The following is a 25,897-nucleotide window of genomic DNA, read 5'->3' on the forward strand; positions in this document are numbered from 1 at the left end:
CAGTCAGATATTTTCCGAAAACAAATCTTCAGGCAGCTCGTCCATCGACACGGGCTTGATGTTACCACCCCCTTTGGATCGACGACCTGCAATGGTCTGAGGTGGGAGACGCATCGGCCGAACACTGTCATCGACAGGCAAAACGTTGAAACTGGAGAAGTCTTTGCCGTCGAAGGCATTGAAGAACAATGGGTGATTGGCAGCCATCGGACTAACCGGACCAAACGCCATCCAGGGAAACTTTTTCTCGCTCGGGCGGCCGTAGGATGCTGGGTCCTTGAACGAACGATAGAGAGCGACATCGCGTGCATCTCCGCCTACCATTTCGCGAACCGCATTCAGCTCTTCACCCATTGAGAGACCGTATCCGATGTACGAGCAACGGACCTGCTGGATGATTTCCTTATCGAGGCCACCAATCGTCTGATCGATGAAGAACCAGCCGAGACCGAACTTGCGCGTCTCGCGAACGGCTTCGATGAGCTTTGCCTTCAGCTTCTTGCCGTCTTCATCATCAGACGCGATTTGGCGAGGGGCATATCGGTGAGCTTCCTCAAAGACGACCAGCGTATTCACGTTGCTCTTTTTCCCGGCACGCATCCGCTCAGAGACGATGGTTTCCGATAAGCGACGCATGTCCGACACGATGCGGTAGATGATCTTCTTCTGAAGGGCATCGGTGAACAGATCGCGTTCCTCATCGGCCTCGCGCAGGGCTGCGAACTGATCGCCAAGATCCTCCAGATCGCGACGGTTGCCAGGCACCGAAAGATCGAGAGCGATCATCGGACGGTCGCCTTCAGGGCTTTCCATCAGCGAGCGTACGATCTGGCCGACCGTCTGACGGGTGCCGTCACCGCGTTCGAACAGGAACGCAAGGAAGTCCCAAACCTGCCAGATGCGGTGCTTGTCGTTATTCAGGATGCGTTCGATTTCCTTGCGCAAGGCATCCTGCGGCTCTTTCGACTTGTAGATGCGGTCGACATAGCCGTCTTCTTCGTCCGCGATACGCTCAAGGATTTCCTTCAGAACGGCGCGAGAACGCAGGTTATCCAACGTCATGCCATCCTTTTCACGGATGATTTCGATAATGGCTGAAGCGAGTTCGAGCTTGTTGTCCGCTCCTCGAATGTTCAGGCTCTTGTCGAGGCCGAGAGACAAAAGAACGTCCTCGAACAGCTCGTAGCCTTCCAAGCGAACCTGAGTGATGCCGTAGCGACGCGCAGCGCGGTTCATCCCCATCAGAAGGCCACGGAAAGGAAGACCACTGTCGCCAACCGCATAGCCGGAGATTTCGTCCGCGAACTCACCCTTGGGGTCGACAACAAGGATGGCCATATCTTCGTGGCGAGCGTAACCTGCGAGCAGGAACTTGGCCAATGTCGACTTGCCCGAGCCAGTCTTGCCCACAATCAGGCTGTGATAGGCTTCGCCCTGGCCGCCACGCGCCGGATTTCCGAAATGCTTGACATACATCGGAAGCGAAACACTGGCATCGCCATAGGCACGGCCGATGTAAAACAGATCATCCTTCTGCGAACGCAGCAATTCATCAAGCGTGGCCTGATCGAGGCGTTTGATCTTCGTTCCAGTAGGGGGAACGGTGCCGAGAACTTCATGCCCCCACATGTCCATATCGGAATGCCGGGAGAAGACCGCGCCTGGTGAGAGATTTGCCGTGATGACGTCCTGACGCCCGCTTAGAAACGGAATAGAGCCATCCTGCTTGATAATATTCTGCATAATGTCGTGCTCATGCCATTTATTTCTCATTTCCAGACTGACAATCTGCCCGGTGGCACGAACCTGATGGCCTTCCTGCTGCATGTCCAAATAAACAAGGCTTCCGACAAGACGGCGCTGCGAGGAATTGTCAAAAATGCTGATTGCCATTTCTTCCGTAGAAGAAGGGCTGCCTACAGCTGCAATCGCAATGTTTTTATCGTTATTTTCCATCTTTCCTCACGTTCTATAGCCCATAGCCAGCAGAAGCTTGACTTCGGGATCACTAATTTCAGAGAGAACCGCCATATCCACAACGGGTGCCGTTCCTTCGGAAATGCTTTTTGCAAATAAATCCACAAGATAAAGCGGAACTGGTTCACGCATGCCGGAGACTGTCGTGGAATCCCTGACAGCCTTCAGTGCCCGCAGTAACGCTTCATCGTCATGCAGAGCATCCGCAATCATGTCGAGGCGAAATGCGGGCGTCCACGCATGCGGCCGATAATAGCACGAGACGACGCCTTCTAACGCATCCGTAAATTCAGCCTGATTTTCTTTGTTGAAGCCAAGATATGGAGCTTTGAATTTGTCTCCGGAATTCTGTTCGCGCTCTCGGACAGAGAAATATGTCATTTCACCAGGACGAAGTGCGAGCGTCATGATTGTTCGGGCATCCGTAGAGCCGAATTTTTCAGGAATGCGATCAGCAAATTCGTTCGTTGTCGTATATTTAGGCATCGCCACATAACGGGCCGAGCTTAGGATCGTCATCACCTGCTCAAAAAAGTCGGGCGAAGCGATAGCACCAAGACGCACCGACAGCTCATTCGACACTCCACGCGAGGCAGCCAGGCCTTTGGCAACGTTGAGCATGGTCGAAAGCATCGAACCATCGATCAACACAACATCGGCATTGGATTCCGCAGCAAGCCGAATTTCCATCGACGACATAACGCCTCCTAGGATGTCGCGGTTGGTCACAGAGCGGGAAACGAGGTCCATCCAGACATCCGAATCCGATTGGCCTTCGTCAGGGCCGACGCGCACTCCGACAGCAGAACAAAGATCGCCAATGCTCTTGGCGTCACAGATCAGAGCGCCGTCTACGGCCGCTACGGAGGGGGCAGGGAGACCGTCCAGAACGTGATCAGGCACTGCGCTAATCACATCATCCAGTCTTTCCCTGATCTCGACCCGAGAGTTCGAGAATTCGGACGCCAAAGACGCAGAACGCATGGCAACTCTGCTGCCATGCTCCAGAAGCCGCTTTGTAATCTCGGCAGGGATATTTTTAGTGATGTCCGTCGTCATAGAGCGATGTCCATGAGCCAGAATGCAAAATCGGATACGAGATCCATTGGCGTTTCGCGTTCTTCCTCCACGATGGCCACCTGCCACTTCTCGACTTCGCTTTGCGCAATGTCGCTCCACTTGCTGAACGACGCAGGGAGGTCTTTTGCCCATCGCCGTCCGTCCATATGAGCGACTTCCCACTGAACACTGGCTTCTTCGATATCAATCGGCGGAGCGGCGGCCAACAACTCCTGCCGCGTTTTGTCATCGGTGAGAGCCGTAACGAAGGCGATATGTGGGGAGTTCAACCCCTGTTCCAGTTCGATTTCGCCGCATTCCATCCTTACAAGAAACGAGATTTCCAGCTGATACAGCTGGTTGGCCGTCAGCCCAAGCGACTTCGCGAGAGAAATTACGTTTGGAAGCCTGCGCATAGGAAAACGCTTCGTTGTTTTAACGACGTTTCGAGCCATGATCAGAGAACGATCCTGACGTTCATCCTTAGCGGCGCGAGCAGCGAGAATTTCAATCTTGTCACGGGTCATGTTGTGCAAGACATCAGAATAATACCGTGATGCATATTTCAGGAAAAGCGGATTGAATTCCGGCACACTCGGATTGAACCGGATTTCATCTGGCGATAATTCATGAGCTGCATTGTCCGTATAACCGACCTTCGCAACTGCATCGGAATAAAGATCAGCAATTTTGCTGAACATCTTGGCAGGATTGCCCTCAGTTTCACGCAAAAACATAGCCGCACGGGTCGCCGTATTGGGGTTATCCGAAAGACGAAGACGCTGCGCCCATGCAATTTCCTGCGGCCAAACGATATGCGCAAAGCGAGACGCCAGGTCACTGCCGAACCGACGCTCAACCGCATCGACTGCACGATAGGTCACATGAAACGGTTTCTTGGCGCGCTCACCAACCCACGCCAGGAAGTGGACGCGAGGATTAGCTGATGCTCGCTTGAACTCTGACGGTTTGGTCGATGCGACTAGATCGTTGAGCCATTCCTTGCGCAGAATGACAGCAGCATCAGCGAGTTTCATGCCTGCGTCGCGGATGATGTCAGAAGCCTCGTTCAAAACGTCATCGCCAAAACTCAGGGCCTCTACGCGCTTACGAAGAAGACGCTTCTGGGCTTCTGTATCGATCAAAACTAGTCCCTCCCGCCAACGAGCAAGCCAAAGACGTCGCCATCAATGTCCTTCAACAGAGGATCGTTTTCCTGTGAAAGCTTGAGTTCAAGCCAGCTCAGGAACGACTGGTCAGGATTCGTGAGTGCTCTACCGCGATTGATGTCACGCCACTCAGTAATCAGATGATTGATATCTGCATCATCGGGGATCATGTCGCGGGCACTTTCAATTGCTGCCATCGTCAACTCTGCAGGTCCACCACGCTCCTCAAATGTCTTTCCGTCGAGTAGATCAATAGTATGACTATCAGCAGGTTTCTTTTTGCGAGTGGACGGGGATTTGATCGCAGAGGCTTCAATGAGGCGGGTATGGGACTTGGATAAAGCCTTGAACACAATCTCAGTCACACCGCCGCCCTTACCGCCACGGATGTAGTCGACCACGATGTCAAATTCGGCAATAGCATTCACATCGGAGATTGCCTTCTCGATGACATGGATGCGGAAGTTATCAAAACGAGCATTTTTGTCGCCCGCTTGGAAATAGGCGCGGAGTTCTTCGACTGAGCAACGCCATTCAGGAGTCTTTTTCCGGAATTGAAGTGCCATCATCTCATAAAGCTTCTGGGACGCGACTGTCTTTAGATCGCGAACGCGGCTGACGCTGATGAGGCCGAAAACCTTGGGTTCAGACAGGAAGTGAACAAGGATAGGATCGAAAGCAAACTTCAGCATGCCAGAGCCAGTCGAAGAAACATCCGAGGACAGATAGTGGGCATACATGGATCGAGGCTCACCCGTTTCTGCATCCACGTAATCAATTTCGATGAAACCCTTGCCTAGACGTTCAAGAGAAGCCTGCAGTTTGCCGATGCGGTCAATCCGCAAATATTCCATGACTTCCTTCACAGGCACCCTATAAATCTGCTGCTCGGGACTGATGTCCGAATAGGTACGCAGGACCAGATAATTGAAAAGCGTGTTGTCGATGGGTTCGAACATAACGCTGTCATTAGGCGTAGCCGAAATGATGCTACTGCCTTTGCGAATTACGTCCTGCCTGCTTTCGTTTGTCATCAAAATATGCCCTCTTTCATCATATCCAGTTCTTATTCCCTATATTACTTCCCTAACGAGTGCAAGAAACATTAGGGGAAACGACATTTTTTAAGGAATTAATTATGTCTGAAAACCAGGGGCTTTGCGTCCAGATCCAGGGGAAACCGTCTGGATTTTAGTGAACTTCATCGGAGACCCTTCGACATTGTTTTTATGATTCAATGATTTAAGGTCCGTTCGAAATTCCTGAATCATAAGAATATAACTGACTCTGAATCTCACCGATTAATGCTTGGAAAATCCCTAGTGCCTAGTCCTGAAAAGATAGCAGGCGGGCACGCATACGTCCTAGCAGATTCTTTTCCAGTAATAATCCCTTCGGTCAGCTTCCGCTTTATCCCTAAAAATAGGATTCAATAAGGATTATGACGGATTCTGAATCCTCCAGCGGGTTGGATGGATGAATGACCCGATGAAAAGCCCTTTACGTGCCTGCTGCGCGGATAGAGCTGCAGCTCCGTAAGTTTTGCCGTGGCTGTTCGGTACGGCAAACCCTTCAGATACAAGCATTTCCCCTAAATCACGGATACTACGGGTCGAGCAAACTGCTGCAGCGCCGTGTCCCGCCTGATCCACGACCTGACACGTTACTGCATCCCCGTCGATCAACTGAACCAGCCGATGTGCGGCCTTGGAACCGCACGGCCAAACGGTCATTGAAGCGGTGTTGCACATCTGGGCAAGACCAGGAGCCTCAACACCGTTCAAACGCACTGGATGACCGTCTACGACGAGGCTATGACCATCTACGACGACTGCATTGCCACTCAGGACCATTCCCTTCCGGTATTTTTTCTCCACCTTAGGAGCCTGGATAGGCTGTTTCTGAGCCGTTGTAGGTATTGCCGTGTCCTTCTTTGCAGGAGATGCGTCAGAGGCCGTGTTAGGCCCTTTCTGACCGTTTTGAGCCTTGTCTGACGGTGCTGGAGGCTGCTTCTTCACAGGTTGCGGCACTGGTTGAGCCGTTGGAGGAGGTGAAGTTGGAGCGGAATAGCCACTAAACCCACCACCTACCGAGACCCCTGGCGTCGACGGAAGAGAGACTGAGGGTGCACGGCCGTGGTCAAAATGGTCTGGAGTCCACGTTTGCTCTTGAGCATGGGCCATGCCACAAGCCAAAATCGCCGGAAGAACCGTCAGAAGTATCAGTTTGGGCGTATTAGCCATCGAGCTAAGTCCGGTTGATGTGTTTGCTACTCCAATAATGCACGATCCGATTCTTGCAGATCAAATTTCACGAGGTGGTTCATCATGCGTGGATGTGTATTTTCGATTTTCCGAATCTCGTCGTTCGGGATTCCGAATCTGCTATCTATTTGAGATACAATTGTTTTTCGGAAAACCGAATCCAGACTTTCGAGATTCCGAATCTGGAAGGGGCGAGATACTCGTCGGCGGAATTGATTATGCGTAGAGTGCCCGACTTTGCAGATGCGGGTATGTGGTTTTCGGTTTTCCGAATCCAAAATTTCGAGATTCCGAAACAGTTAATGCGTTGAAAAACCTTGAGTTTTCGGAAAACCGAATCCTTTTATTCGGATTGTCGAATCCAGGGGCGGTCAACATTATTGCAATAATCGTTTGACGAATGGCGCAGCTGAAGGCATTGTAGGTGAATGCTTGGTTGGACCAGCCGCGATTTCCGATTACCGATGGTAGAGAGCCAAGGAGTTGCGGTGACGCCCATGATCTATTCCTAAGTGATGCCGTGTACAGGCTCTTACAGGGGAGATGACCGCTAAGGGACTGAAATCTATGATTTATTGTCACTTAGCAGAAAGCATAACGGCTACAAAGAGCGCCCTCGTTTTGTTGATCAAGCGGGGGTTTTCTTTTGTCCTCACGTTCCTTAGAACGACTGCTATCAAAACAAACCTCCTGTAGCAGCGTAACGCCTGTGCGGGGCATGAACGATGATTTTCGGAATCCCGAATCTTTATTCGGAAAATCGAATCAACAAAGAGTTGTAAACATTCTTTGCTTCAATCGAAAAATTCGGAATCCCGAATGAAAATTTACAAAATTTACGGAATCCCGAATCTTTATTCGGGTAAATAAGTTGACACGGTGAGGCATTTTCGATATTCCGAACAAAATATTCGGAAAACCGAAAGAGGAAAAATGAGCGAAAAAGCATCCAGAGCTGATAGGATTAAGGACGCCATGCGCGGCCGCCCTATCGCTTGGCTTGCTGAACAGCTCGGAGTCGCGTTGTCGACCGCTCATTCCTATCTGAAGGGAACCGTCCCACCAGCTGATGTTGCCATCAAGATTGCGAACATCCTCGAAATCGATCTTCGGTGGTACATCAACGGTGAAGAAACCCAGTCGACGACAAACGAAGCGGTTCTAGCCGTTCCTCTTGTAGATACCCAATTTAACTCCGTTGGGTCCGTCGCCTATACCAGTGAACTCCTGTCGTCGCTAACTCCGGACCCAGGTGATGTACGATGTATGCTGCAGAAGGGAACGGCGATGAGGCCGACAATCCCAGAAAATGCGGAGACATTGTTTGTTCCCATGACTGCCGATCCAGAAGATGGACGAATTTATGTTCTAGTTTCTGCAGGCCGTGCTTTGGTCCGTAGAGTGATGCAGACGACGGACGGACAGTGGAAGGCGGTATGTGATAATCCGGCTTTCCGAGGCGAGGAAAAGGATATTGTCGATCCCCAATCATTCATTGGGGAAGTGATTTGGACGTCACATCGACCTTGAGCTTGTTGACGGCGTGTTCGTCTGAGAGGCATTCTATTAAGAAAATAGCCTTTTAGAGGAACAGTAGTGTCCGATTTATCTCAATACCCCAATTTTCTCGATCTTCTCAAGGCTGGTTCTCAAGGCGACAGGTCTACCTTCCTCGAAGAACTTGAAAATACGCTCCAGGCTGCCGAAGGGAACAATGATCGTGCGCTCGCCGCATTGATTGAAGAAACGCTTCGCACGGAAGAGGGTGGCAAGGTCGAGGACAAGACGGATTCGAGCAATAAGCTCGACGCCTTCAATAAGACCCTCAAGAGCGTTAAAGACATTCCAATTGGTCTCGTGATGACCAAGACAAATGTTCATATGGACCATGTGATCCTGCCCGAAGAGGTCAAGGAAATTATCAATGCGTTCATCGAGGAACAGGAGCATAACGAAAAATACATCAGCAAAGGCCTTGATCCGCGAAACAAGTGCATGCTGATTGGTCCTCCGGGTAACGGTAAAACTGCTCTTTCAAAGGCAATCGCGAACCGAATGGGCTGTCCATTTTATTTTGTGCGATACGACCAGCTTATCTCGCAGAAGGCTGGTGAGACCTCGAAACGACTGTTTGCGATTTTTGACTTCGTTAAAACGCACCGCTGCATCCTGTTTTTCGACGAAATGGACGCAATCGGTAAGGATCGCGGAGACGAAAACGAGGGCGGCGAGATGAAGCGTGTCGTGTCGACGCTGCTTGTTCAGCTTGACGACATCCCGCCTCACGTAATCATCCTTGGCGCAACGAACCACCCAGGCATGATCGATAAGGCTGTTTGGCGTCGTTTTGCTGTGCGCGTGAATCTGCCAAACCCTGAAACGGTGGAATACGAGCAGTATTTGCACATGGCCTTCGAGCGTTATGGTCATAAGCCGGAGCGTGATCTGGAAATTCTTGCCTACCGTCTTGAAGCAGAAAATTTTGCCGAGGCTGAGGTATTTGTTGAAGACTGCATTCGCCGTTGGATACGTGCGGATGAGAAGATTTCAATCGATGAAGCTATCGATCTCGCAATTGATGGTTGGGCCAAGACTAGAGAGAAGCTGCCGACCTAATTCATTCGGCAACTTTGAGTTCGCGCCACTCCAGAATTTCCTTGCCGTCAAATGCGACAAAATAGGGGGATTCTGAGAGTGGCGTTTTGGTTTTCGAAAATAGTTCTGGCGAGAAGACCGAGAAAACCAGGTCGCCATCTGCCGAGTGTGCATGCAGTCCATCACGATCAATGGTCGCAGATGTTGGAGTGGTGTGGATGCTACCGTCATGAGCGATCAGCAGTTGGCCGTCTTCGGCGACAGAAATGATGAGGCCCTCTACCCCACTGATTTTTACACCAAACTTCGCTTCTTGAACCTTGGATTTGATCCTCGGCAAATTGCCGTTAGTGGGTGAATGCCTGATTGAAGATTCAAGGGCTGGCGGAGACGAAAGAGGTGGAAAGCGCTGAGTATCGCTATTCTCGAAAGTTGCGAAGTTCCCACGGATGAAGTCGAGGTGATATCCGCCGCCGATGAAAGATGCTTCGAGGTGGCCCATAGGATGGGATAGCCTGGACATGCCATCCGAGAGAGATTTGATGTGGGATCTCTCTGGATTGCGCTCAATCTGGATGAAGAGGCCGTCACTTGGGCATGATAAGGTCTCCAAGGATGGGGATTCGGATGCGATGACCGCAATGCGACCGCTCAGATTTGGAGCTGAAAAGTGAATAGTTGCGACAATTCCACCGATGGTATCCAGGTTGAAGCCCAACCATGCGGTAGGATTCGAGTTAGCAGAACCAAATAAAAAGATGTTGGAATTGAACCCATGTCCTTCAAGAAGTGAGATTTGATTGCCGCTCATTTGTAGTTTTCTCTTTAAAAAGACAGCATAAGTATGCTGCGTCATCTGCTTGTGAAGCAAGTGGCCGATTTCAATGGCAATTTAAGGACTGCATAATGAGTGATTTTGACCCAGATGAAGAGTTCAATTCGGCTCTCAGGGAGACTGGTTTCTGGGGGAGGGCTGGTTCGGGTTGTCTTCTCTATGCAAAACAAACTGGTCGATTTCTGATTGGATTGCGATCAGAGGATGTCCTTGAACCTCTTACATGGGGCACTTGGGGTGGTGCGATCCCAAGCGGGATGACACCTGAAGAAAGTGCGCTTGTCGAATTGTTCGAAGAGACAATGTTTGACGGCGAAGCCGAGATGATCCACGCCTACAGATTCGTTGATGAAGCCAGCGGCTTCGTATACGACAACTATATCGCCATCGTTGAGAACGAGTTTGAACCGCAGCTCAACTGGGAAAACTGCGATTACGGTTGGTTCGAGCATGGAGAGTTTCCTGATCCGCTACATCGCGGGTTGAAAACCCTTTTAGACAATGTTCCCGATCTCGTGGCGCTGGTCGAAAATAGAAAGCCAGCCTTTTAAAAAGCGAAGGCCAAGCATTCCATCTCTTGGCCTCTTTCGTTAGTCACCTGCACCAGGATATTTGATTGTCCCAGCTCGCCCATTGAGTGACATGACGAAGTTGACGACCTGGGCAACAGCCTCAAAGTGCTCTTCATTGATTGCTTTTTCCAATTCTGACGTAGCATGAAGCGCTCGCGCCAGCGGTGGGTTCTCGATGACGGGAATGTCTTTGCCCGTCGCGATTTCCCTGATTTTCAGGGCCACGTTGTCGATACCCTTGGCGACGCAAATTGGAACGTCGGTTTCGCCTGGCACATAGCGAAGAGCGACTGCGTAGTGCGTAGGGTTTGTGACGATGAAGCTGGCGGTTGGAACACGAGACATCATTCGCTGCTTGGTCATCATTCTTGCTCTGTCACGACGTTTGGCCTTGACGTGCGGATCACCGTCGTTCTGTTTCATTTCTTCCTTGACGTCTTGCTTTGTCATCATGAGCCGCTTTTCCCACTCGTAGCGCTTGTAGAAGCGGTCGAGGATGGCGAGAACGCCGGAGAAAAGAGCCATTCCCCCAAGCAATTTCAGGGCAAGAACCATGATTGCGGGCATGACGGTCTGAGCTGGAAGTCCCACCATTCGGTCAGCGCTTTTAAAGTGTGGGATCAGAATAACGGCGGTGATCAAGGCAATCATGCTGATTTTAGCGATGCCTTTAATGAACTCGATCAGATTGTTTAGAGATACGAGCCTCTTAATGCCAGCCATCGGACTGATCTTATTGAATTTCGGCCGAATGCGTTCCGAGGAAACGACAATCCTCCCCTGAGCGGCCGCACCTACCAGACCTAGCGCCATTGTTGCGATGATGAAGGCCGTAAAACCAGCGCCAATAGCCTTTGTAAGCCACCAGGCCAGTGCTAATGCATCGCCAAAATTTGAAACCGGAATATCGTGAGGTGTGTCTACGAACGGGATAAGAGAATCTGAAATTGATCCCACGGAATTTGGAATGATGATCCCGATCAGGACAATAAGGGCGATGACGCCAGTGAATATGGAGACTTCGCGAGATTGAGCAACGTTGCCCCGCTTGATCTCATCGCGAAGTCGCTTCTCTGAAGGTTTTTCTGTTTTATCTGACACAGATTAAAGTCCTTCAATCACTTGCCGCATGCCTTCGGTGTACATCGTTGCGATTGCACCAAAGGTGATGACGATCAGCAGGATGCCGAGGAACATCAAAATCGGAGAGAAGACAAAGAATACAGGGAGTGCCTGCATCATCTTGTTCGCGACGCCGAGTGCGAGGTTGAATACGAGACCAAGCACAAGGAATGGAGCTGCAAACGAAATTGCCATCGTAAATGCCTGCGAAATGATCAGGATCACGCCTTTATTCATGATTTCAAAATCTAGCACGCCATGTAGACCCACGGTTGAGAATGATGAAGTCAGTGCCTGGATGAACGTGACGTGTAAGTCGGCCGCAAAAATAAGGGCAGTGCCCGCGACGACCATCAAGGTCGAAACGATTGTCGATCCTTCAAATGCAAGGCCGTTGATGTTGAATGGGTTGTAGAGACCGGAGACCTGGCCAATGACCTGGCCAGCCATCTGCATAGAGGAGAGAAACAGGCGAGGCGCTAGGCCTAGATAGATGCCGAGGGTCACATTGGTAATAATCGCAGAAAATACCTGTGATCCTTCGCCCATCTGTACGCCGTCACCGACGATCAAGGAGATCGGCAGTGATACGGCGAGCGCAAACAGAAGGCGGGCTTGCTGTGGCACATGATCTGTGAACGCAGGGAACAGCAAGAAGGCTGCTCCAATCCGGCAGAATGTCAGGAAGTAGGTGTAAAACAGCGGAGACAGAAGCTCCGCTGCGGCGGCCAGAGACATTCTACCTCCTAATCCACATAGCTGACCACGTCGATTGCGCGGGTTCGCATGCGCGACGGAATCTCGCTGTGGCTCAGGATCGTGGTGGCTGGGCTGATGCGGGTGACCAGTGCCTTCACGAATGGACGGGCGATCTCGTTGACCACGATTGGTGGCATTGGGTGAACGCCACTGTTTGCTTCGATCTTCTCGCGTGTAGCCTGCAAGAACGCCTTGGAGCGCTGAAGATCGAGGTTGAATGAGCGCTCTCCAGTGGTGGCGTCGATCTGAACGGCTTCAGCCAGCTCTTTTTCCCAGTCGATAACGACCGTGATGATGTTGAGTGTGCGGTTTTCATCGAGGAGAGGCGCACAGATCACGCCCCCAATCTTCTGGCGAACGTGTTCGACCATCACGGGGATGTTTCGAGTGAAGCTAGCGGCCTCTACGATTGCTTCCAGAATGGTCGGCAAGTTGCGGATTGAAACTCGTTCAGAAAGCAGCTCCTGAAGAATGCGCTGGATTGTGATCATCGACACGACACTTGGAACGCTGTCGCGCATAAGCTTCGCGTATTCGGCCGAAAGGTTGTTGATCAGGCGTTCTGCAGCGGAATAAGTCAGGAGCTGGCTCATGTTTTCCTTAACCGCTTCCGAGACGTGGGTGATCAAGACACCGTCTGCAGACGCGACCGTGCAACCGAGGGCATCCGCTTCGTCAACGAGAGATACGTCGATCCATTTCGCTGGAATGCCAAAGACCGGATCGGTCGTGTCTTCTCCAGGCAGAGGCGGCATTGGGCTTCCGTTAGGAGCCATCATCATCTTCATGCTCGGATAGACAGCGCCCTTTGCTACTTCGAGGCCATGGATAAGGAGCTTGTATTCGAAATTGTTAAGCTCCATCGAATCCTTGATCTGAATGGTAGGAAGCACGAAGCCAAATTCAGAGGCAAAACGATCTCGAAGTGTGCGCAGTTTATTAGGCAAGCTGCCACCGCTGGGTGAGGCCAATGGAACTAGGGCCATGCCGAGTTCAAGCGAGATTTCTTCAAGCTGAAGGACATCCTGCACGGTTTCTTCGGCAGTTTTTGGCTTCTCTTCGCGAGCCTGCGTCATGCCTTCTTCAATTTCGACATTGTTCTGGTAGCGAGGGACGGCCCAGCCAATGAAGGCGAATGTGGCGGCGAGCGACCAGAATGGGACGAGCGGTAGGCCTGGGGCGATGCCAATGATTGCAAGGAAGCCAGCAGCAACGAAGAGCGCTTTCGGGTAACCGCCGAGCTGTGCAAACACGGCCTTTTCAGCAGAACCTCGGGTCGAACCCTTCGAAATGACAAGGCCTGCGGAGAGTGACACGAGAAGAGCAGGGAAGGTTGCTACAAGACCGTCGCCCACAGTTAGAACGGAGAAGGTTGCCGCAGCCTCAGAAGCCGAAAGGCCGCGCTGGGCAATACCAATGGCCATCCCGCCGATAAGGTTGATACAGGTGATGATCAAAGTGGCGATGGCGTCACCGTGAACGAACTTCGATGCGCCGTCCATCGCGCCATAAAAGCCGCTTTCCTCTTCGAGATCACGACGACGCTTGTTGGCTTCTTTTTCGGTAATTGCACCGGACGCCAAGTCGGCGTCGATTGCCATCTGCTTGCCGGGAATGGCGTCGAGCGTAAATCGGGCTGAAACTTCTGCGATACGACCAGAACCCTTGGTAATAACGATGAAGTTTACGAGCAGGAGAATTACGAAGATGACGAAGCCGATAACGTAATTACCGGACATAATAAACGTACTGAAGCCATGAATAACCGCACCAGCGGCGTGAGGTCCTTCATGCCCGTGTGTTAGAACGGCACGTGTCGTGGCAACGGACAGCGCCAGTCGCAGCATTGTGACGACAAGGAGAACTGTTGGGAACGACGAAAAATGAGATCCCTGCGGAATCCATAGAGCGACCATGAGAATAAGCACACTTACCGAGAAGGAGAGCGTGAGCGCAAGGTCGAGAATAAACGTTGGAAGGGGTAGCAGGAGAATTGCCAGGATGGTCGCCACGCCGATTGCAAATGCGACGTCGCGGTTGTCCATGGCAATTGACGAAAGCGGCGATTTCGCCGTTTTTCCGCCACTTGGGTTCGTGTTCGCCATTAATTAACTCCAGAATATAGGTCGGCGCACAATATCACCGCATTTATGGATTTCAAGGACTAGTTAGCGGAGAAGGCTTTTTATTATTAAATAATCCCCAGGTCGATTTTACAGCACCAGCGGCGGCTGTCGACCGTTCGTTTCCAACATTTTTGTCCAGAATAATGTCTTCTGAAGGTGGAGTTTCGGCGAATTTGAATTCGCTCGGAGGGGGAGAGGCCTGCTCCTCAATAATTGGTGGTGCAGAATTATTGGTGATAGCCGCGAGAGGTGCACCAATATCGGTTTTGACGCTTGAATTAATACCAGACATGGCGCTGGATACGTTCCAGTTTGGATTAAGAGCATTCCAGACGAATTGGTCGTCGTGTCCGCGATTGATTGTGATGCCAAGGCATCCTACGCGAAGTTCCTGTGCGCCTTCGGACTTAAACTGGCGAATGAGGCGCAGCGCATTTTCAGGGGAATTCTCGACGTATGTCTTGCCGTTATGCTGGACAGCAAAAGGGTACATCTTCCCACCTGGGCCAATCGAGAGATTTGAGGCGAGGGCCTGCGCAAGTGACGTAGGAAGGCCTGATTTAGCCGCCTGGCTGTTGAGGGCGGAATCGCAAAGTTGCTGTCCGGATGCAAAGGCAAATGATCCCGCACAAGGCAGGATCATCAACGCGATGGCGACTTCTTTAAATTTAGAGGCCAAGAATTGCATCAATCATTCTGTCCATGAGCGAGGATAGCGACTGAAAAATGAACGGCAGGCTCATAATGGTCGCAACGATGATTGCAGCCACCTTCGGCACGAAAGTCAGGGTCATTTCCTGGATGGAGGTGAGTGCCTGAAAGAGTGCGATGGTTAGACCAACAGCTACCGCAACACCCATCACGGGAGCAGCGGCTATAAGTGCGGTCCAGAGACCATCGCTCAAAACTTGTACAACGTCAGCTTCGTTCATCGGAGACCCTCTTAGATCGGCATACGAAGGATTTCGTTGTAGGCGGTTATCGCCTTGTCACGGATCGCCATGGTCGCCTGAAGGCTGGATTCAGCCGCGATAATCGCGTTCACTGCGTCCTGCATGCTTCCCTTGCCGCTAAGGCCGTTGATCATGGCGGTTTCACCAGATCGAATGGTTGCGACCGTTTCCTTGGCCGCGTCGGTGACATAGTCGCCAAAGGTTTTGGCAACAGCTGATGTCGACGATACGCGTTCAGCGGGGAGTGACGTTTCCAGGGAGACTGAAGAGATGGATGAAATTCCGTCCATTTGGATTTCCTTTGGATTTTGGATTACTTGAGGAGGTCGATAGTGCGATTGAGCATGGCTTTGGCCTGTTCAACCATGTTGACGTTGGCCTCATAGCTACGAGACGCCTCGCGCATGTCCGACATTTCGATTACCGAGTTGATGTTCGGCATCTTGACGTAGCCCTGCGTGTTTGCGGCGGGGTGTGAGGGGTTGTATTCAGTCGGGAATGCCGACATGTCGCGGCCGATCTTCTTGACCTGAACGGTATTAGCGCCAGAGGCGCGGTCAACATGCTGCGAGAAAGTGATCGTCTTGCGGCGATACGGATCAGCACCAGGACTGTTGCCTGTCGATTGAGCGTTCGCAACGTTTTCCGAAATGACACGCAGACGGGTTGCTTGCGCATTCATTCCAGCCGAGCCGATTTTCATGGTTTCGCTGATCGGGTCCATGCTGATTTCCTTTACTTCGAGGACATCACAACAAGGCTGGCCGCCTTCTTATAAAGCGATGTCGCGAACGAATGATCGATTTGTGTCTGGGAAGCCGAAAGCGTCTGTTCTTCGAGATTTACATTATTCCCATTAGGCTTCATCGCAGAAGTCTTGTTGGTCACCACGCTGGCCGAACGAGAGCCGCTGCTACCAGAGATGTGATTTGGGTGAGTTTTTACGGGCTGGTAGGCTGATGTACCTTTGAGAACTTCAGAAAATGGACGCATTTCGAGAGCGCGAAAACCAGGCGTGTCAGAATTGGAAATGTTCTTCGCAATGATACGCTGCTTTTCGGAGAGGTAATCGATCCTCTGGGCGCTGAGTTTAATCGCACCAATCTCGCGAATATCCATTTATTTCTCCTAAAAATTGCCCTTGACAGAGGCGAGCTTAAAATGATTGCGCAGAAACATATATTCCACCTTTTTTGTTTGATTGCAAAGGCCTAAGTGATGCTACAATCTATGAATTAAACAGGTTTCAAACGTATTTGGAATTTGGGTCTGATGCGGCTAAGTCGCTGTGTTTTCAAACAGAAATGCGGATTACTGGGGATAATATGAATCCAACAGCCTTATTAACGGGAAATATCATGAAGACGATCACCGGCGCTCAAGTGCGAGATGCCGCTGGCCAGACTGACCCGTTGGCATTCCAAAAACACCTGATGTCAGGGGACACCCTAGATCAGATTTCGGGCACAAAGATATCAGCACCATCAGGTTTCTCTGGCATTCTGAATAGCGTGACCAACCTGCTGAATGAGGCGGTTCAGTCACCACCAACAACAGGTGAGACAGTTCCTGAGCTAGTAGATGGCGTTGGAGTTTTGACTGAGGGCGTTCTTCCCGTGGATGAGGCGGCTTCTGACAACGTGGACGATGTTGTGAGTGACGAAGTCCAGTCTGTATTGGGGGCTGTAGCCGTGGATGTGCCTCTTGCTGTGCAGCCGAAACAGGTCGCAGGTGATCAGGTCACAGTTTCTGCAGCCGTACAGGACTTTACGACAGGATCGCGTCGTCCTGCCTATCCTCTCGATATTCCGCAGGTGGAGGTTCCGGCTTCTGGCACTCCTGTTGCGATGAAAGCTGACAAAATCGAGTTTGCGGCGGTGCAGTTTGCTTTACCCGAGATGAAGCGCGTTGTGACGCCGAACTCGAAGTCTTCTGGAGAAGATCCAGCGGTCCTCGTTGGCCAGAGTGTCGCTGTGAAGGGCGGTGACGGGCTGAAGGTCTCAAGTGTCCAACAGGCTACAGGCGTTCAGAGTTTGGCGGCAGATGGTGATAGGCAGCCTTCGGCGCAATTGCGATCCGAGACGGTGCCTTCATCATTTTCCGCTGGGGTGACAACTGTCCTGAAGGAGATCGTCACGGAGCGCCAGGTGTCGTCGTCGACTGCCGTTACAGAGAGGACAGTTGTTGAGCAGCTTTCAAACGGAATGTTGAAGGTCGCAACCAAGCAGGGCGGTAAGGTCGTTATCAAACTTACCCCCGAGCATCTTGGGAATGTCGAAGTGACGCTGGCCAAAAAGAATGGCCTGACGATGGTTCGCGTCGTGGTAGATCGCTCAGAGACCCTCGAAATGGTTCGCTCTGACATTCGGTCGCTGGAAAGATCCCTGATCGAATCAGGCATCGACGTGCGGTCGAACTCAATCAGTTTGGCTTTAAAATCTTCGTCAGGAGATGCGGATGCAGGACATCAGGCATTCGACGGAAATTCAAACCAGCCTCGTGCGGGTGGGAAAAATAATAGTGAAGTTTCTGATGTTCCACGGCGAGCAATCGAAGGTCGCGGCGGCATTTTGAACATCAGAGTATAAGGAGAATATCATGGCAACAGATGCTATTAGTCAGATTCCGTCCATAACCAACCAAGGGTCGACTTCTGTTTCGGATAGAGCGGCAATCGATAAGGACAAGGACATGTTCCTGAAGCTTATGATCGCTCAAATTCGGAACCAGGACCCACTTCAGCCTATGGACCCGACGCAGTATGTCTCCCAGCTTGCGACGTTCTCTCAGTTGGAGCAGCAGACCGAAACCAATAAGCAGCTTGCATCGATGAGTGGCGTGATGTCGGCCGTGATGTCACGAGCAGACCTGTCCTATATCGGGATGGACGTCGAGGCGAAGCTGGATGTTTTTGCCTTTAAGGGCAATCCAACCGATTTTCGCTATGTGACTGTTGGTTCCGACAAGGTCGAAATTGTCATCAGCAATGACAAGGGTGAGGTCGTCAGGACTGTTGAAGGAAGCGCTGAAAACGGTGAGCAGGAGTTCACTTGGGACGGCCGTGGAGACGATGGGCAGTTGGTTGCGAATGGCAACTACAAGATCAAAATCAAGGCCGTCGATAGTGACGGCAAGGATGTCCAGTCTGTCGTGTCGATGCGGGGTGTCGTGAAGGAAGTGATCACCGAAAACGGTGTTTCAGTGCTGGTTTATGAAAACGGAACTGCTGTCGATTCTGATATGGTGGTGGCGGCGCGAAGGCCGCTGCTGAAAGATCAGCAACCATCGAGCTAAAAAATAAGGCCTCAGAAAACTCTGAGGCCTTATTTTTTTCAACTGGTTTTAAGCATTCGGTCGAAAGTCCGCCTCTTTTTCACCGTCTTGAATCTCGTAGGATGCGCGGTGCGGGTTCCAGAGCGTTCCCTTGGTGGCAATGATGCCTTCGATAAAAGTCTGGAACGCAGGATTATCTCTATAATTTCCGTAATCCGAGGCGTGAAATGTCGCGACAACTTCGCCAGAAGCGTCATCTGAAATTGTAGCGCTAGGATAATCGGTTTCATCAAGAGAATAAGAATGTGACATTTCTATTCTCATTTTCTGCTGTATTTATAGACAGCCAAGTTGGACACATGAAGTTCATCAATAACAACATCAACGAGTTTGTCATTGGTGAGGTTCACAATCTTATTTGCAGCAATCTCAGGGACGCGCAGCAATTCCTTGCTAGGATTTGTGAAAGTCTCGATTGTTGCCTTGAGAAGGGCGTCGGAGAGCATGTCGTTGAGCGCAGGATTGGCTTGAGACGTCACCGGGACCGATACGGAATAAGTGGCACGCACGATGATCGGAGGCTCGCCGGATTTAGCGATGGACGTGACAAGCACAGGGAGATCGACTTTTACGTGTTCGGTCTCTGGAGTAGAAAGTTTCGCGTGATCTTCAATGTGAAGAGCGGCCGTCGAGCCGCTCCAAAGGCCAAATGTGGCCATAGCAATCATAGATCCGTAGCGGATAAGTTTTTTCTTCATGTGGTTTTCCCTTGTTACCAAGGCAGAACCACATCCACAGCTCGTTGACCGTATCGTGGCGTCTGCGCGTCTGAAATCACGCCTTTGCCGCCATACGAGATGCGGGCTTCAGCGATTTGATCATAACTTACAGTATTTTGCCCATCGATGTCTTGGGGTCTAATTACGCCGGTGACGGTCAGGTCGCGTAGCTCTGAATTTACGCGAATTTGCTGTTTGCCGCGAATAACCAGATTTCCATTCGGCAATTTCTGCGTAACAACAGCCGCGACCTTAAGGCGGATTTTTTCATCGCGCTTAACTTCACCCTTGCCAGTCGTGTTGCTCTGGCTGGTCAAGCCGATGCCTTCATTGAGATCAAGCGGTGCGGCCTTGTTGCCGATACCGAGTAGATTGGGAGCGGCGATCTTCTCGTTGGCCTGGCGATTGCGCGAAGTTTCGTTTTTCAGGCGAGCTTCATCACGAATGTCGACGAGAACGGTGAGAATGTCACCTGGCTGTGCGGCGCGCTGATCTCGGAAGAATGTCGTCGATCCGCCCTGCCAGAGTGAGTTTTTGTTGCGCTTCGTCACCTTTGGTTCCGGCATTGGCATGGATACAGTCTCTGCCTGACGCGAGCTGAGGTCGGACATTGGGCTGAGATCAGGGCTAGCCCCCATGCGAGAGGTCGAACAACCACTGACTGCCGCTGCAACGAGAACGCAGGAAAGGATTTTCAGGGATTTCAATTTGATACTCCGGAATTGATTTCAACTACACCTTCGGACACTGCAATTCCTTCAAGGGTGCGAGCAGCGTCCTTGCGGACTATTTTTACGGTATCACCAACAGCCGCGTTTGAAAGTGATTTTCCCTTCGAAATAAGCTCAAGTCCACCTTTTTTGTAAATAATCTGGACTTCCTGATTCCTTTTTACGACGGTCGGGGCCGCGACATTCTCTGTAGGGATTGGTCGCCCAGGAGTGATTGAGCGAATAATTTCCTTTCCGATCAATGAATCGGAGGTTTCGATAACACTCAAAGTTCTGTTGTTCGATGACATATTCACATATTCGATATCGCGTTCGGAAATGATATCCCCGATGTTCATTCGCGATTTAAGGACAGGAACTTTCGTTTCCACGACCGCCACGCCTGCGATGCGCATAGGTGTGCCGGACTGGTCTTCCACCAGCGCGGCAAAACGGTCGGATTTCTGGTCCCAGATGATCGCGAGGAAGTTTTGTGGAAGCCCGTCCTCATGTGCGGTCTTCTTGCCGTTGTAAGGACCGACACTGTTTACCGAAACAGCGAGGGATGTGTTTGGGGCCAGTGGGCCGTAGCGCGCTTCGAGTGCTGCCGCGACATCAGAAGAACTGACCTCGGCGGATGCCACCGAGGTCATAGCAAGTAGCATGAATGCAACTAAGCGCTTCAAGACGATTACCTCATGCTCGAAACGGTGCGGCCCATCTGATCAGCAGTCTCAATGACCTTGCTGTTCATTTCATAGGCGCGCTGCGCGGTGATAAGCGATGTGATTTCCGTCACACTGTCGACGTTGGACGATTCGACATATCCCTGACGGACGGTTGCGTAACCAGCATCGCCTGGAAAGCCTTGAATTGGGTTGCCGGATGCGCCCGTGACACGGAACAAGTTGTCACCGAGTGCTTCGAGACCAGCTTCATTGACGAAGGTTGCGAGTTCAAGGCGGCCGATGGTCTGTGGTTCAGTTTCGCCATCGAGGAGGACGATAACTTCGCCACCACGGTTGATCGTTAGCTCGCGGGTGTTTTCTGGGATCGAGATGCCAGGGGCGACTTCATGGCCATCGCTGGTGACGATGAGGCCTTCTGGCGTCTTTCCGAGGCTGCCAGCGCGCGTGTAGGCGTCTGTGCCGTCCGCGAGAGTGACACGCAGGAAGCCGCGACCTTCAAGGGCGATGTCCAACGGATTGCTGGTCAGTTGCAGATTGCCCTGCGACATGATGCGGACAACGGAAGTCGGCTTTACGCCGAGGCCGATCTCGACACCAGCTGGAACGACGTTTCCGCCTTCGGTGGCGGTTACGCCCTGACGACGGTGTGCCTGGTACATGAGATCGGAAAATTCAGCGCGGGCGCGCTTGAAGCCTGTCGTGCTCAGGTTGGCGATGTTGTTGGCGATGACTTCAACATTGGTCTGCTGGGCGGTCATGCCAGTAGCGGCGATAGCGAGTGCTTTCATGTCTGATCTCCTTTATACGCGGCCAAGGCGGGCGACCGCGTCTTTGCGGAGGCCGTCTGCCGTTTCACTGAGGTTGTTAGCTTCGTCATAGGCCTTGGAAATGCTGATCATGCGGGTCATTTCCGAGATGCTGTTGATGTTGGCGTCTTCCAACATGCCTGACAGCAACTGAGCGTTCATGTTCGGTGCGAGATCGGCGTCGCTGGTGAAGCCAACGCTACCGACCTTTTTCATTGCCTGTGGATTTTCAGAGGTGAAAACGCCAAGTCGGGCAACGACAACGCCATTATTGGTGATCGTGCCATTCTTGCTGATGGTAACGTCATTTGCGCCTGCAGGTAGCTGGATTTGTCCGCCATCCATGTTGAGGACTGGGTTGCCATCGAGATTGACGAGGATACCTTCATTGCTGACAAGGAAATGACCGTCCCGAGTATATTGAATGCCATTTTCGGTTTCGACGCCGAGGAAGCCTTCTCCTGTGATGGCAACGTTCAGGTTTGACCCAGTTTGACGAAGAGGTCCGGCAGAGAAATCAGTCCATGTATGCTTGTCCTGAACGAAAGAGGTTGGGGACGTGTTTTTTGTCCCTGCAGATTTATTAACGACTTCGGCAAAAATCATGCGGTCGGCTTTGTAGCCCACCGTATTCATATTCGCGATGTTGTTCGCAACGACGTCGAGGTTGCGACGCAGAGATACCTCTGCTGAGAGGGAAACGTAGCCGACATTATCCATAGATTTTGCAAACTCCTGTGGGAGGAACGCAGACGCACATTATTATAGCCTTGCCAATTAATGAACGAATGCAGAATATATCGATATAGATAAATTTTTGACCGGAGCGGTTCTAAATGCAAGGCAAATTCCCTCGATCAGCGCTTCTAATTGCGAGTTTTGTAGTATTAAGCCTATCGACCAGTGGGGTTTATGCAGGAAATGCAGATCGCGATCCCGGCTATCTTGTGAGCGTGAAGAGCGCCCAGAATTCCAAAGTGGTGAATAAACGCAAGGCCCGTCAGGCGGCCGCCTCTCTGCCAAGTAAGGCTCCCATTCCGTCTGTTCGACCTGGAAAGAAGCGCAAACCCGCGAAACCCACTAAGCCCGTGTATCGCAAAAATACACCGAGTAAAAAATTGCCAGCCGCCGCTGCTGCTCCAGTGCCAGAAAAACTGGATTATTCACAGATCAAGGAAAACGTTCAGCAGACGGTCAAGGGACTTGAGATTCTTGAGGTCGAAAAGCAGGCCAAGACGCCTCAGGTCGACAAACCTGCTGAGGCGTCTGGAGACGTGGTTCGTGGGTTTGCGGCTCTCGGTTTTGCCAACAGTGATTGGGAAGAGGGCATCGAAGGCTTCCGTTTCCATACGGCCGCAGCGCGGCGGCTTATGTCTGAGGGGCGACCTGACTTGGCGGTGGCTGAAATTGCCTTCGCTAGGGATAAGGCGACTGAAGCTGGTGAGATCGCGGAGGCTGGTCGTCTTCTCTCGGTCGCCGATGTGTTGATTGGCAAAGAGGTCCAGTCGTCTATCGTTCGTGGGGCAGCTTTCCCTGTGGATTGGAAGGCAATGGAAGTCGCACGTGCTGGCATTTCTGGCGAGAAGCCAGCCTATTCAGTGTTTGTTGCCGTCGATGAGGTCTCCAAATGGCCAGACCCATTGGCGGCGTTGGTGATCCGTCATTTTGCTCCGCTTGTTGATAAGAGGTCGTCGGACGCCCTTATCGCGGTCGCTGATCGCTTGAATGCGTCTGGTTCTCTGAACCCCTCCGTTCTTCCGTTGATCAAGGGGTATGTTCATAAGCTGGCAGGCGAGACTGATAAAGCAAAGTCGGCGTTTGAATTGGCATCGACGTCGGTTCTTGGCGGTGTTTCAGGGAGAGCCAAGCTTGAATTGCTGGAAGCAGGGATTAAGGGAAGTGCATTTTCAAAAAATGAGATTGCAGCTGCGGCTACCGACATTGTGAATATCAGGACTAATGATGTTGTAGAACGTCGCGCTCTGCGTATTTTGGCCGATAATGTCACAGGTGCTGATAAAATTAATGCGCTTCGCTCGCTTGAGAAGATTGAGCCTAATGTCGAGAGGAAGGCTGAAATTTCTCTCGAATTGGATAAGCTGATTGAGGAAATAGCCTTGGCTGAAAAGGCTGAGGAAGAGAAGCGAATGGCGGAAGCAGAAAAGCAGAAAAAGCCCGAGGATAACGCACCCGAGATTCAAAAAAGTGAGCCGACTTGGCTTCTTGATGAGGGGGCCGACGAGAAAAATGCTCCATCAAAGGGCAAGGTGAGCATAAAGTCGATTAATCAGTCCTTGAGCGAAGCCGATGATATTGTTCGCTCATTCAAAGAGCAAAAATAATAGGTATTTTCAAAGAGCAGTTGCGACGGGGTTGTGACCCCGTTACCATTTTATAAACGAACATAAACTCAGGCGTGGTCTTGCCGTTTAATAACGCGTCGGATGGAGAATCTGAATGAAAATTATAATTGGCTTGCTGGTAGCGGTAGCCTGTATCGCCGGTGGCTTTGCCTCCATGGGTGGCAATCTCAAGATTCTATTTCAGCCGTTTGAATATGTAATCATTGTTGGTGGAGCTATTGGCGCTTACATCATCAGTAATCCTGTGTCGGTTTTGAAAGATACGGTGACTTCGTTTCTGCCTGGCGTGAAAAAAGTCAGCCGCAAGAAGGCGGATTATCTGGAACTTCTCTCGCTGCTTTATCTGATCGTTCGGCAGGTTCAAGGGCAGGGCGGCATTAAGAAGCTTGAGTCCGACATCGATAATCCCGAACAGTCTCCATTCTTTAAGCAGTTTCCTCGCCTGTTGGAAGATAGGAAGATCATCATTTTCATATGTGACTATCTGCGTCTCGTTGCGCTTGGAACGAAAAGCCCGCACGAAGTTACCGAGTTGATGGAAGAGGAAATCGAGACACTCAGACATGAGTTGAATACCACGCCGCGTGCGATCCAGACCATCGCAGATGCGTTTCCAGCGCTCGGCATTATCGCGGCAATCATGGGTATTGTTAAAACCATGGGTCACATTGACGCCGAACCTGCTGTTCTCGGAATGATGATCGGCGGCGCGCTTGTTGGTACCGCGACGGGTATTTTCCTCTGCTATTGCGTTCTTGGTCCGATGTCGACTGTGCTACAGAAGCGTCGTGATGCCGAAGCGAATTTTTACACCTGCGTTCGCGCTACTCTAACCGCATATCTTCAAAATTATCCAAGCGCGGTTTGCGTCGAGTATGGTCGTAAGGTTATTAGTACCGATGTTCGTCCAAGCTTCTTTGATGTTGAGGAGGCGACCTCGAAGGTGAGGGCTGTAAGCTAATGAGTGAAAAGGTCATCATCAAGAAAAAGCGTCATAATTCTCACGATCACGCGCATCACGGCGGGTCCTGGAAGATCGCATTCGCTGACTTCATGACTGCGATGATGGCCTTGTTTCTGTTGCTTTGGCTCGTCAGCATCACGACGAAGGAGCAGCGCCAGGGTATCGCCAATTGGTTTAATCCAATGGCCTTCAAGGAAACCCAATCGGCGTCTGATGGCATGCTTGCGGGTAAGGCTGTCGATACCGAGGGCGCTCAAAATTCCCCATTTGTGAAGGGGACTGCGGCTGAGCTGGAATCTGGCGAACCGCGTACGATTTCTCAGCAAGAAATGCTGGAAAAAGAAGAAGCCGTTAAGGAGGCTCTTGAGAAAGCAAAGGCGATAGAGGCTGAAAATGAAATCCTGTCCGAAGTGATGGATGAAATTCAGAAGAAAATGTCTGCGGCGGTTGATATGCAGCAGTTGGCTGAAAGCGTAATCATTGAGATCACGGATGAAGGCCTGAGAATTCAGATTACGGATCGTGACAAGATTTCGATGTTTCCGGTTGGGTCGACGGGTGTTTCGGCCGCTGCAACTGAAATCATCAAGGCGATTGGAGAAGCAGTCGCTGATGTTCCAAACAATGTAGCGATTACGGGCCATACCGATAGTCTGGGCTATAAAAATAATGCTAGCTTTGACAATTGGGATTTGTCTTCGGGAAGAGCTAACTCTGCAAGAAGAATTCTTGTGGCAGCAGGGGTAAATGTCGATAGAATAAGTCGAGTTGAGGGTTTGGCTGATCGAGACCATCTGGTCAAAGATGAGCCAAACGATCCGAGAAATCGGCGTATCAGTGTTACCCTGCTGAGAAAGAACTGAACTTAAACTTAATCACGAG

Annotated in this window: 27 protein-coding genes; 8 read left to right on the plus strand and 19 right to left on the minus strand. The window is 51.2% G+C overall.

Annotated features, from left to right (window positions below; genetic code table 11):
- Positions 1-3: 3 nt before the first annotated feature.
- The 4 genes from QU595_RS14570 to QU595_RS14585 are packed head-to-tail and all read right to left on the minus strand — an operon-like array spanning position 4 to position 5,239.
- On the minus strand, positions 4-1,956 hold the full coding sequence (locus QU595_RS14570) for an ATP-binding protein (protein WP_315923110.1): 1,953 nt from the start codon (positions 1,954-1,956) through the stop codon (positions 4-6).
- Between the two features lie 6 nt (positions 1,957-1,962).
- Positions 1,963-3,036, minus strand: coding sequence for a DNA double-strand break repair nuclease NurA (locus QU595_RS14575; protein WP_315923112.1), 1,074 nt, complete (start codon positions 3,034-3,036; stop codon positions 1,963-1,965).
- Positions 3,033-4,181: a hypothetical protein gene (locus QU595_RS14580; RefSeq protein WP_315923114.1), complete on the minus strand. Its 1,149-nt coding sequence runs from the start codon at positions 4,179-4,181 to the stop codon at positions 3,033-3,035. Before QU595_RS14580 ends, QU595_RS14575 begins: the two co-directional genes overlap by 4 nt.
- A 2-nt stretch (positions 4,182-4,183) precedes the next feature.
- Positions 4,184-5,239, minus strand: coding sequence for a replication initiation protein (locus tag QU595_RS14585; RefSeq protein ID WP_315923116.1), 1,056 nt, complete (start codon positions 5,237-5,239; stop codon positions 4,184-4,186).
- A 2,163-nt stretch (positions 5,240-7,402) separates the two neighbouring features.
- Between QU595_RS14585 and QU595_RS14590 the strand changes: the two genes are divergently transcribed.
- Together QU595_RS14590 and QU595_RS14595 are read left to right on the plus strand one after the other, a co-directional pair.
- On the plus strand, positions 7,403-7,999 hold the full coding sequence (locus QU595_RS14590) for a LexA family transcriptional regulator (protein ID WP_315923118.1): 597 nt from the start codon (positions 7,403-7,405) through the stop codon (positions 7,997-7,999).
- Between the two features lie 66 nt (positions 8,000-8,065).
- Positions 8,066-9,085, plus strand: coding sequence for an ATP-binding protein (locus QU595_RS14595; RefSeq protein ID WP_315923120.1), 1,020 nt, complete (start codon positions 8,066-8,068; stop codon positions 9,083-9,085).
- Between the two features lies 1 nt (position 9,086).
- On the opposite strand, the gene QU595_RS14600 is transcribed toward QU595_RS14595, so the two are convergent.
- Positions 9,087-9,875, minus strand: a complete 789-nt coding sequence (locus tag QU595_RS14600; RefSeq protein WP_315923122.1) for a hypothetical protein — start codon at positions 9,873-9,875, stop codon at positions 9,087-9,089.
- Between the two features lie 95 nt (positions 9,876-9,970).
- Between QU595_RS14600 and QU595_RS14605 the strand changes: the two genes are divergently transcribed.
- A complete protein-coding gene (locus QU595_RS14605) occupies positions 9,971-10,450 on the plus strand; it encodes an NUDIX hydrolase (protein WP_315923124.1) in 480 nt (159 codons plus the stop codon).
- A 39-nt stretch (positions 10,451-10,489) separates the two neighbouring features.
- Here QU595_RS14605 and QU595_RS14610 read toward each other — a convergent pair whose 3' ends face one another.
- From QU595_RS14610 to flgB, 8 genes are read right to left on the minus strand one after another with little or no spacing between them, the layout of a single operon-like run.
- On the minus strand, positions 10,490-11,572 hold the full coding sequence (locus tag QU595_RS14610; RefSeq protein WP_315923126.1) for a flagellar type III secretion system protein FlhB: 1,083 nt from the start codon (positions 11,570-11,572) through the stop codon (positions 10,490-10,492).
- Positions 11,573-11,575: 3 nt separating this feature from the next.
- Positions 11,576-12,331, minus strand: a complete 756-nt coding sequence (locus tag QU595_RS14615) for a flagellar biosynthetic protein FliR (protein ID WP_315923128.1) — start codon at positions 12,329-12,331, stop codon at positions 11,576-11,578.
- Between the two features lie 8 nt (positions 12,332-12,339).
- Positions 12,340-14,457: a flagellar biosynthesis protein FlhA gene (flhA, locus tag QU595_RS14620; protein WP_315923130.1), complete on the minus strand. Its 2,118-nt coding sequence runs from the start codon at positions 14,455-14,457 to the stop codon at positions 12,340-12,342.
- A 52-nt stretch (positions 14,458-14,509) separates the two neighbouring features.
- Complete coding sequence (locus QU595_RS14625; protein WP_315923132.1) at positions 14,510-15,166, minus strand: hypothetical protein; 657 nt, start codon at positions 15,164-15,166, stop codon at positions 14,510-14,512.
- Positions 15,147-15,410, minus strand: a complete 264-nt coding sequence (locus QU595_RS14630) for a flagellar biosynthetic protein FliQ (protein WP_315923134.1) — start codon at positions 15,408-15,410, stop codon at positions 15,147-15,149. Before QU595_RS14630 ends, QU595_RS14625 begins: the two co-directional genes overlap by 20 nt.
- Positions 15,411-15,421: 11 nt before the next feature.
- Positions 15,422-15,721: a flagellar hook-basal body complex protein FliE gene (locus QU595_RS14635; protein ID WP_315923136.1), complete on the minus strand. Its 300-nt coding sequence runs from the start codon at positions 15,719-15,721 to the stop codon at positions 15,422-15,424.
- Positions 15,722-15,744: 23 nt separating this feature from the next.
- Positions 15,745-16,155, minus strand: coding sequence for a flagellar basal body rod protein FlgC (flgC, locus tag QU595_RS14640; RefSeq protein WP_315923138.1), 411 nt, complete (start codon positions 16,153-16,155; stop codon positions 15,745-15,747).
- Between the two features lie 11 nt (positions 16,156-16,166).
- Positions 16,167-16,550 carry a flagellar basal body rod protein FlgB gene (gene flgB / locus QU595_RS14645; protein ID WP_315923140.1) on the minus strand — a complete coding sequence of 128 codons (384 nt, stop codon included), beginning with the start codon at positions 16,548-16,550 and terminating at the stop codon, positions 16,167-16,169.
- Positions 16,551-16,789: 239 nt separating this feature from the next.
- Here flgB and QU595_RS14650 point away from each other — a divergent pair, with 239 nt between their 5' ends.
- Together QU595_RS14650 and QU595_RS14655 are read left to right on the plus strand one after the other, a co-directional pair.
- Positions 16,790-18,019, plus strand: coding sequence for a flagellar hook-length control protein FliK (locus tag QU595_RS14650; RefSeq protein WP_315923142.1), 1,230 nt, complete (start codon positions 16,790-16,792; stop codon positions 18,017-18,019).
- Positions 18,020-18,029: 10 nt separating this feature from the next.
- Positions 18,030-18,725 carry a flagellar hook assembly protein FlgD gene (locus QU595_RS14655; protein ID WP_315923144.1) on the plus strand — a complete coding sequence of 232 codons (696 nt, stop codon included), beginning with the start codon at positions 18,030-18,032 and terminating at the stop codon, positions 18,723-18,725.
- Between the two features lie 48 nt (positions 18,726-18,773).
- Here the strand turns inward: QU595_RS14655 and QU595_RS14660 are convergent, their stop codons facing one another.
- From QU595_RS14660 to flgF, 6 genes are read right to left on the minus strand one after another with little or no spacing between them, the layout of a single operon-like run.
- Positions 18,774-19,016, minus strand: a complete 243-nt coding sequence (locus QU595_RS14660; RefSeq protein ID WP_315923146.1) for a hypothetical protein — start codon at positions 19,014-19,016, stop codon at positions 18,774-18,776.
- A gap of 8 nt (positions 19,017-19,024) precedes the next feature.
- A complete protein-coding gene (locus QU595_RS14665; protein WP_315923148.1) occupies positions 19,025-19,462 on the minus strand; it encodes a hypothetical protein in 438 nt (145 codons plus the stop codon).
- A gap of 14 nt (positions 19,463-19,476) precedes the next feature.
- Positions 19,477-20,190: a flagellar basal body L-ring protein FlgH gene (gene flgH / locus QU595_RS14670; protein ID WP_315923150.1), complete on the minus strand. Its 714-nt coding sequence runs from the start codon at positions 20,188-20,190 to the stop codon at positions 19,477-19,479.
- Positions 20,187-20,879 (minus strand): flagellar basal body P-ring formation chaperone FlgA, encoded by a 693-nt coding sequence (flgA, locus tag QU595_RS14675; RefSeq protein WP_315923152.1) that lies wholly within the window; start codon positions 20,877-20,879, stop codon positions 20,187-20,189. The genes flgH and flgA overlap by 4 nt, the downstream gene beginning before the upstream one ends.
- Positions 20,880-20,884: 5 nt before the next feature.
- Positions 20,885-21,670: a flagellar basal-body rod protein FlgG gene (flgG, locus tag QU595_RS14680; protein WP_315923154.1), complete on the minus strand. Its 786-nt coding sequence runs from the start codon at positions 21,668-21,670 to the stop codon at positions 20,885-20,887.
- 12 nt (positions 21,671-21,682) lie between these two features.
- Positions 21,683-22,408 (minus strand): flagellar basal-body rod protein FlgF, encoded by a 726-nt coding sequence (gene flgF / locus QU595_RS14685; RefSeq protein WP_315923156.1) that lies wholly within the window; start codon positions 22,406-22,408, stop codon positions 21,683-21,685.
- A 116-nt stretch (positions 22,409-22,524) separates the two neighbouring features.
- On the opposite strand from flgF, the gene QU595_RS14690 reads away from it, so the two are divergent.
- From QU595_RS14690 to QU595_RS14700, 3 genes are all read left to right on the plus strand, one after another.
- On the plus strand, positions 22,525-24,030 hold the full coding sequence (locus QU595_RS14690) for a hypothetical protein (RefSeq protein ID WP_315923158.1): 1,506 nt from the start codon (positions 22,525-22,527) through the stop codon (positions 24,028-24,030).
- A gap of 115 nt (positions 24,031-24,145) precedes the next feature.
- Positions 24,146-25,012, plus strand: a complete 867-nt coding sequence (motA, locus tag QU595_RS14695) for a flagellar motor stator protein MotA (RefSeq protein ID WP_315923160.1) — start codon at positions 24,146-24,148, stop codon at positions 25,010-25,012.
- A complete protein-coding gene (locus tag QU595_RS14700; RefSeq protein WP_315923162.1) occupies positions 25,012-25,878 on the plus strand; it encodes a flagellar motor protein MotB in 867 nt (288 codons plus the stop codon). The genes motA and QU595_RS14700 overlap by 1 nt, the downstream gene beginning before the upstream one ends.
- The last annotated feature ends 19 nt before the right edge of the window (positions 25,879-25,897 follow it).

It is taken from the genome of Mesorhizobium sp. SP-1A, assembly GCF_032460275.1.
Lineage (GTDB): Bacteria > Pseudomonadota > Alphaproteobacteria > Rhizobiales > Rhizobiaceae > Mesorhizobium.

Excerpts from the sequence above, each read along its gene's own strand:
- flgF (WP_315923156.1), bottom strand. The coding sequence starts at position 22,408 with ATGGATAATGTCGGCTACGTTTCCCTCTCAGCAGAGGTATCTCTGCGT.
- QU595_RS14635 (WP_315923136.1), bottom strand. The coding sequence starts at position 15,721 with ATGGACGGAATTTCATCCATCTCTTCAGTCTCCCTGGAAACGTCACTC.
- flgB (WP_315923140.1), bottom strand. The coding sequence starts at position 16,550 with ATGGATATTCGCGAGATTGGTGCGATTAAACTCAGCGCCCAGAGGATC.
- flgG (WP_315923154.1), bottom strand. The coding sequence starts at position 21,670 with ATGAAAGCACTCGCTATCGCCGCTACTGGCATGACCGCCCAGCAGACC.
- QU595_RS14590 (WP_315923118.1), top strand. The coding sequence starts at position 7,403 with ATGAGCGAAAAAGCATCCAGAGCTGATAGGATTAAGGACGCCATGCGC.
- QU595_RS14655 (WP_315923144.1), top strand. The coding sequence starts at position 18,030 with ATGGCAACAGATGCTATTAGTCAGATTCCGTCCATAACCAACCAAGGG.
- QU595_RS14585 (WP_315923116.1), bottom strand. The coding sequence starts at position 5,239 with ATGACAAACGAAAGCAGGCAGGACGTAATTCGCAAAGGCAGTAGCATC.
- QU595_RS14650 (WP_315923142.1), top strand. The coding sequence starts at position 16,790 with ATGAAGACGATCACCGGCGCTCAAGTGCGAGATGCCGCTGGCCAGACT.
- QU595_RS14575 (WP_315923112.1), bottom strand. The coding sequence starts at position 3,036 with ATGACGACGGACATCACTAAAAATATCCCTGCCGAGATTACAAAGCGG.
- QU595_RS14625 (WP_315923132.1), bottom strand. The coding sequence starts at position 15,166 with ATGCAATTCTTGGCCTCTAAATTTAAAGAAGTCGCCATCGCGTTGATG.
- QU595_RS14600 (WP_315923122.1), bottom strand. The coding sequence starts at position 9,875 with ATGAGCGGCAATCAAATCTCACTTCTTGAAGGACATGGGTTCAATTCC.
- motA (WP_315923160.1), top strand. The coding sequence starts at position 24,146 with ATGAAAATTATAATTGGCTTGCTGGTAGCGGTAGCCTGTATCGCCGGT.
- flhA (WP_315923130.1), bottom strand. The coding sequence starts at position 14,457 with ATGGCGAACACGAACCCAAGTGGCGGAAAAACGGCGAAATCGCCGCTT.
- flgC (WP_315923138.1), bottom strand. The coding sequence starts at position 16,155 with ATGGACCCGATCAGCGAAACCATGAAAATCGGCTCGGCTGGAATGAAT.
- QU595_RS14690 (WP_315923158.1), top strand. The coding sequence starts at position 22,525 with ATGCAAGGCAAATTCCCTCGATCAGCGCTTCTAATTGCGAGTTTTGTA.
- QU595_RS14630 (WP_315923134.1), bottom strand. The coding sequence starts at position 15,410 with ATGAACGAAGCTGACGTTGTACAAGTTTTGAGCGATGGTCTCTGGACC.
- QU595_RS14570 (WP_315923110.1), bottom strand. The coding sequence starts at position 1,956 with ATGGAAAATAACGATAAAAACATTGCGATTGCAGCTGTAGGCAGCCCT.
- QU595_RS14615 (WP_315923128.1), bottom strand. The coding sequence starts at position 12,331 with ATGTCTCTGGCCGCCGCAGCGGAGCTTCTGTCTCCGCTGTTTTACACC.
- QU595_RS14605 (WP_315923124.1), top strand. The coding sequence starts at position 9,971 with ATGAGTGATTTTGACCCAGATGAAGAGTTCAATTCGGCTCTCAGGGAG.
- QU595_RS14665 (WP_315923148.1), bottom strand. The coding sequence starts at position 19,462 with ATGAAGAAAAAACTTATCCGCTACGGATCTATGATTGCTATGGCCACA.
- QU595_RS14700 (WP_315923162.1), top strand. The coding sequence starts at position 25,012 with ATGAGTGAAAAGGTCATCATCAAGAAAAAGCGTCATAATTCTCACGAT.
- QU595_RS14660 (WP_315923146.1), bottom strand. The coding sequence starts at position 19,016 with ATGTCACATTCTTATTCTCTTGATGAAACCGATTATCCTAGCGCTACA.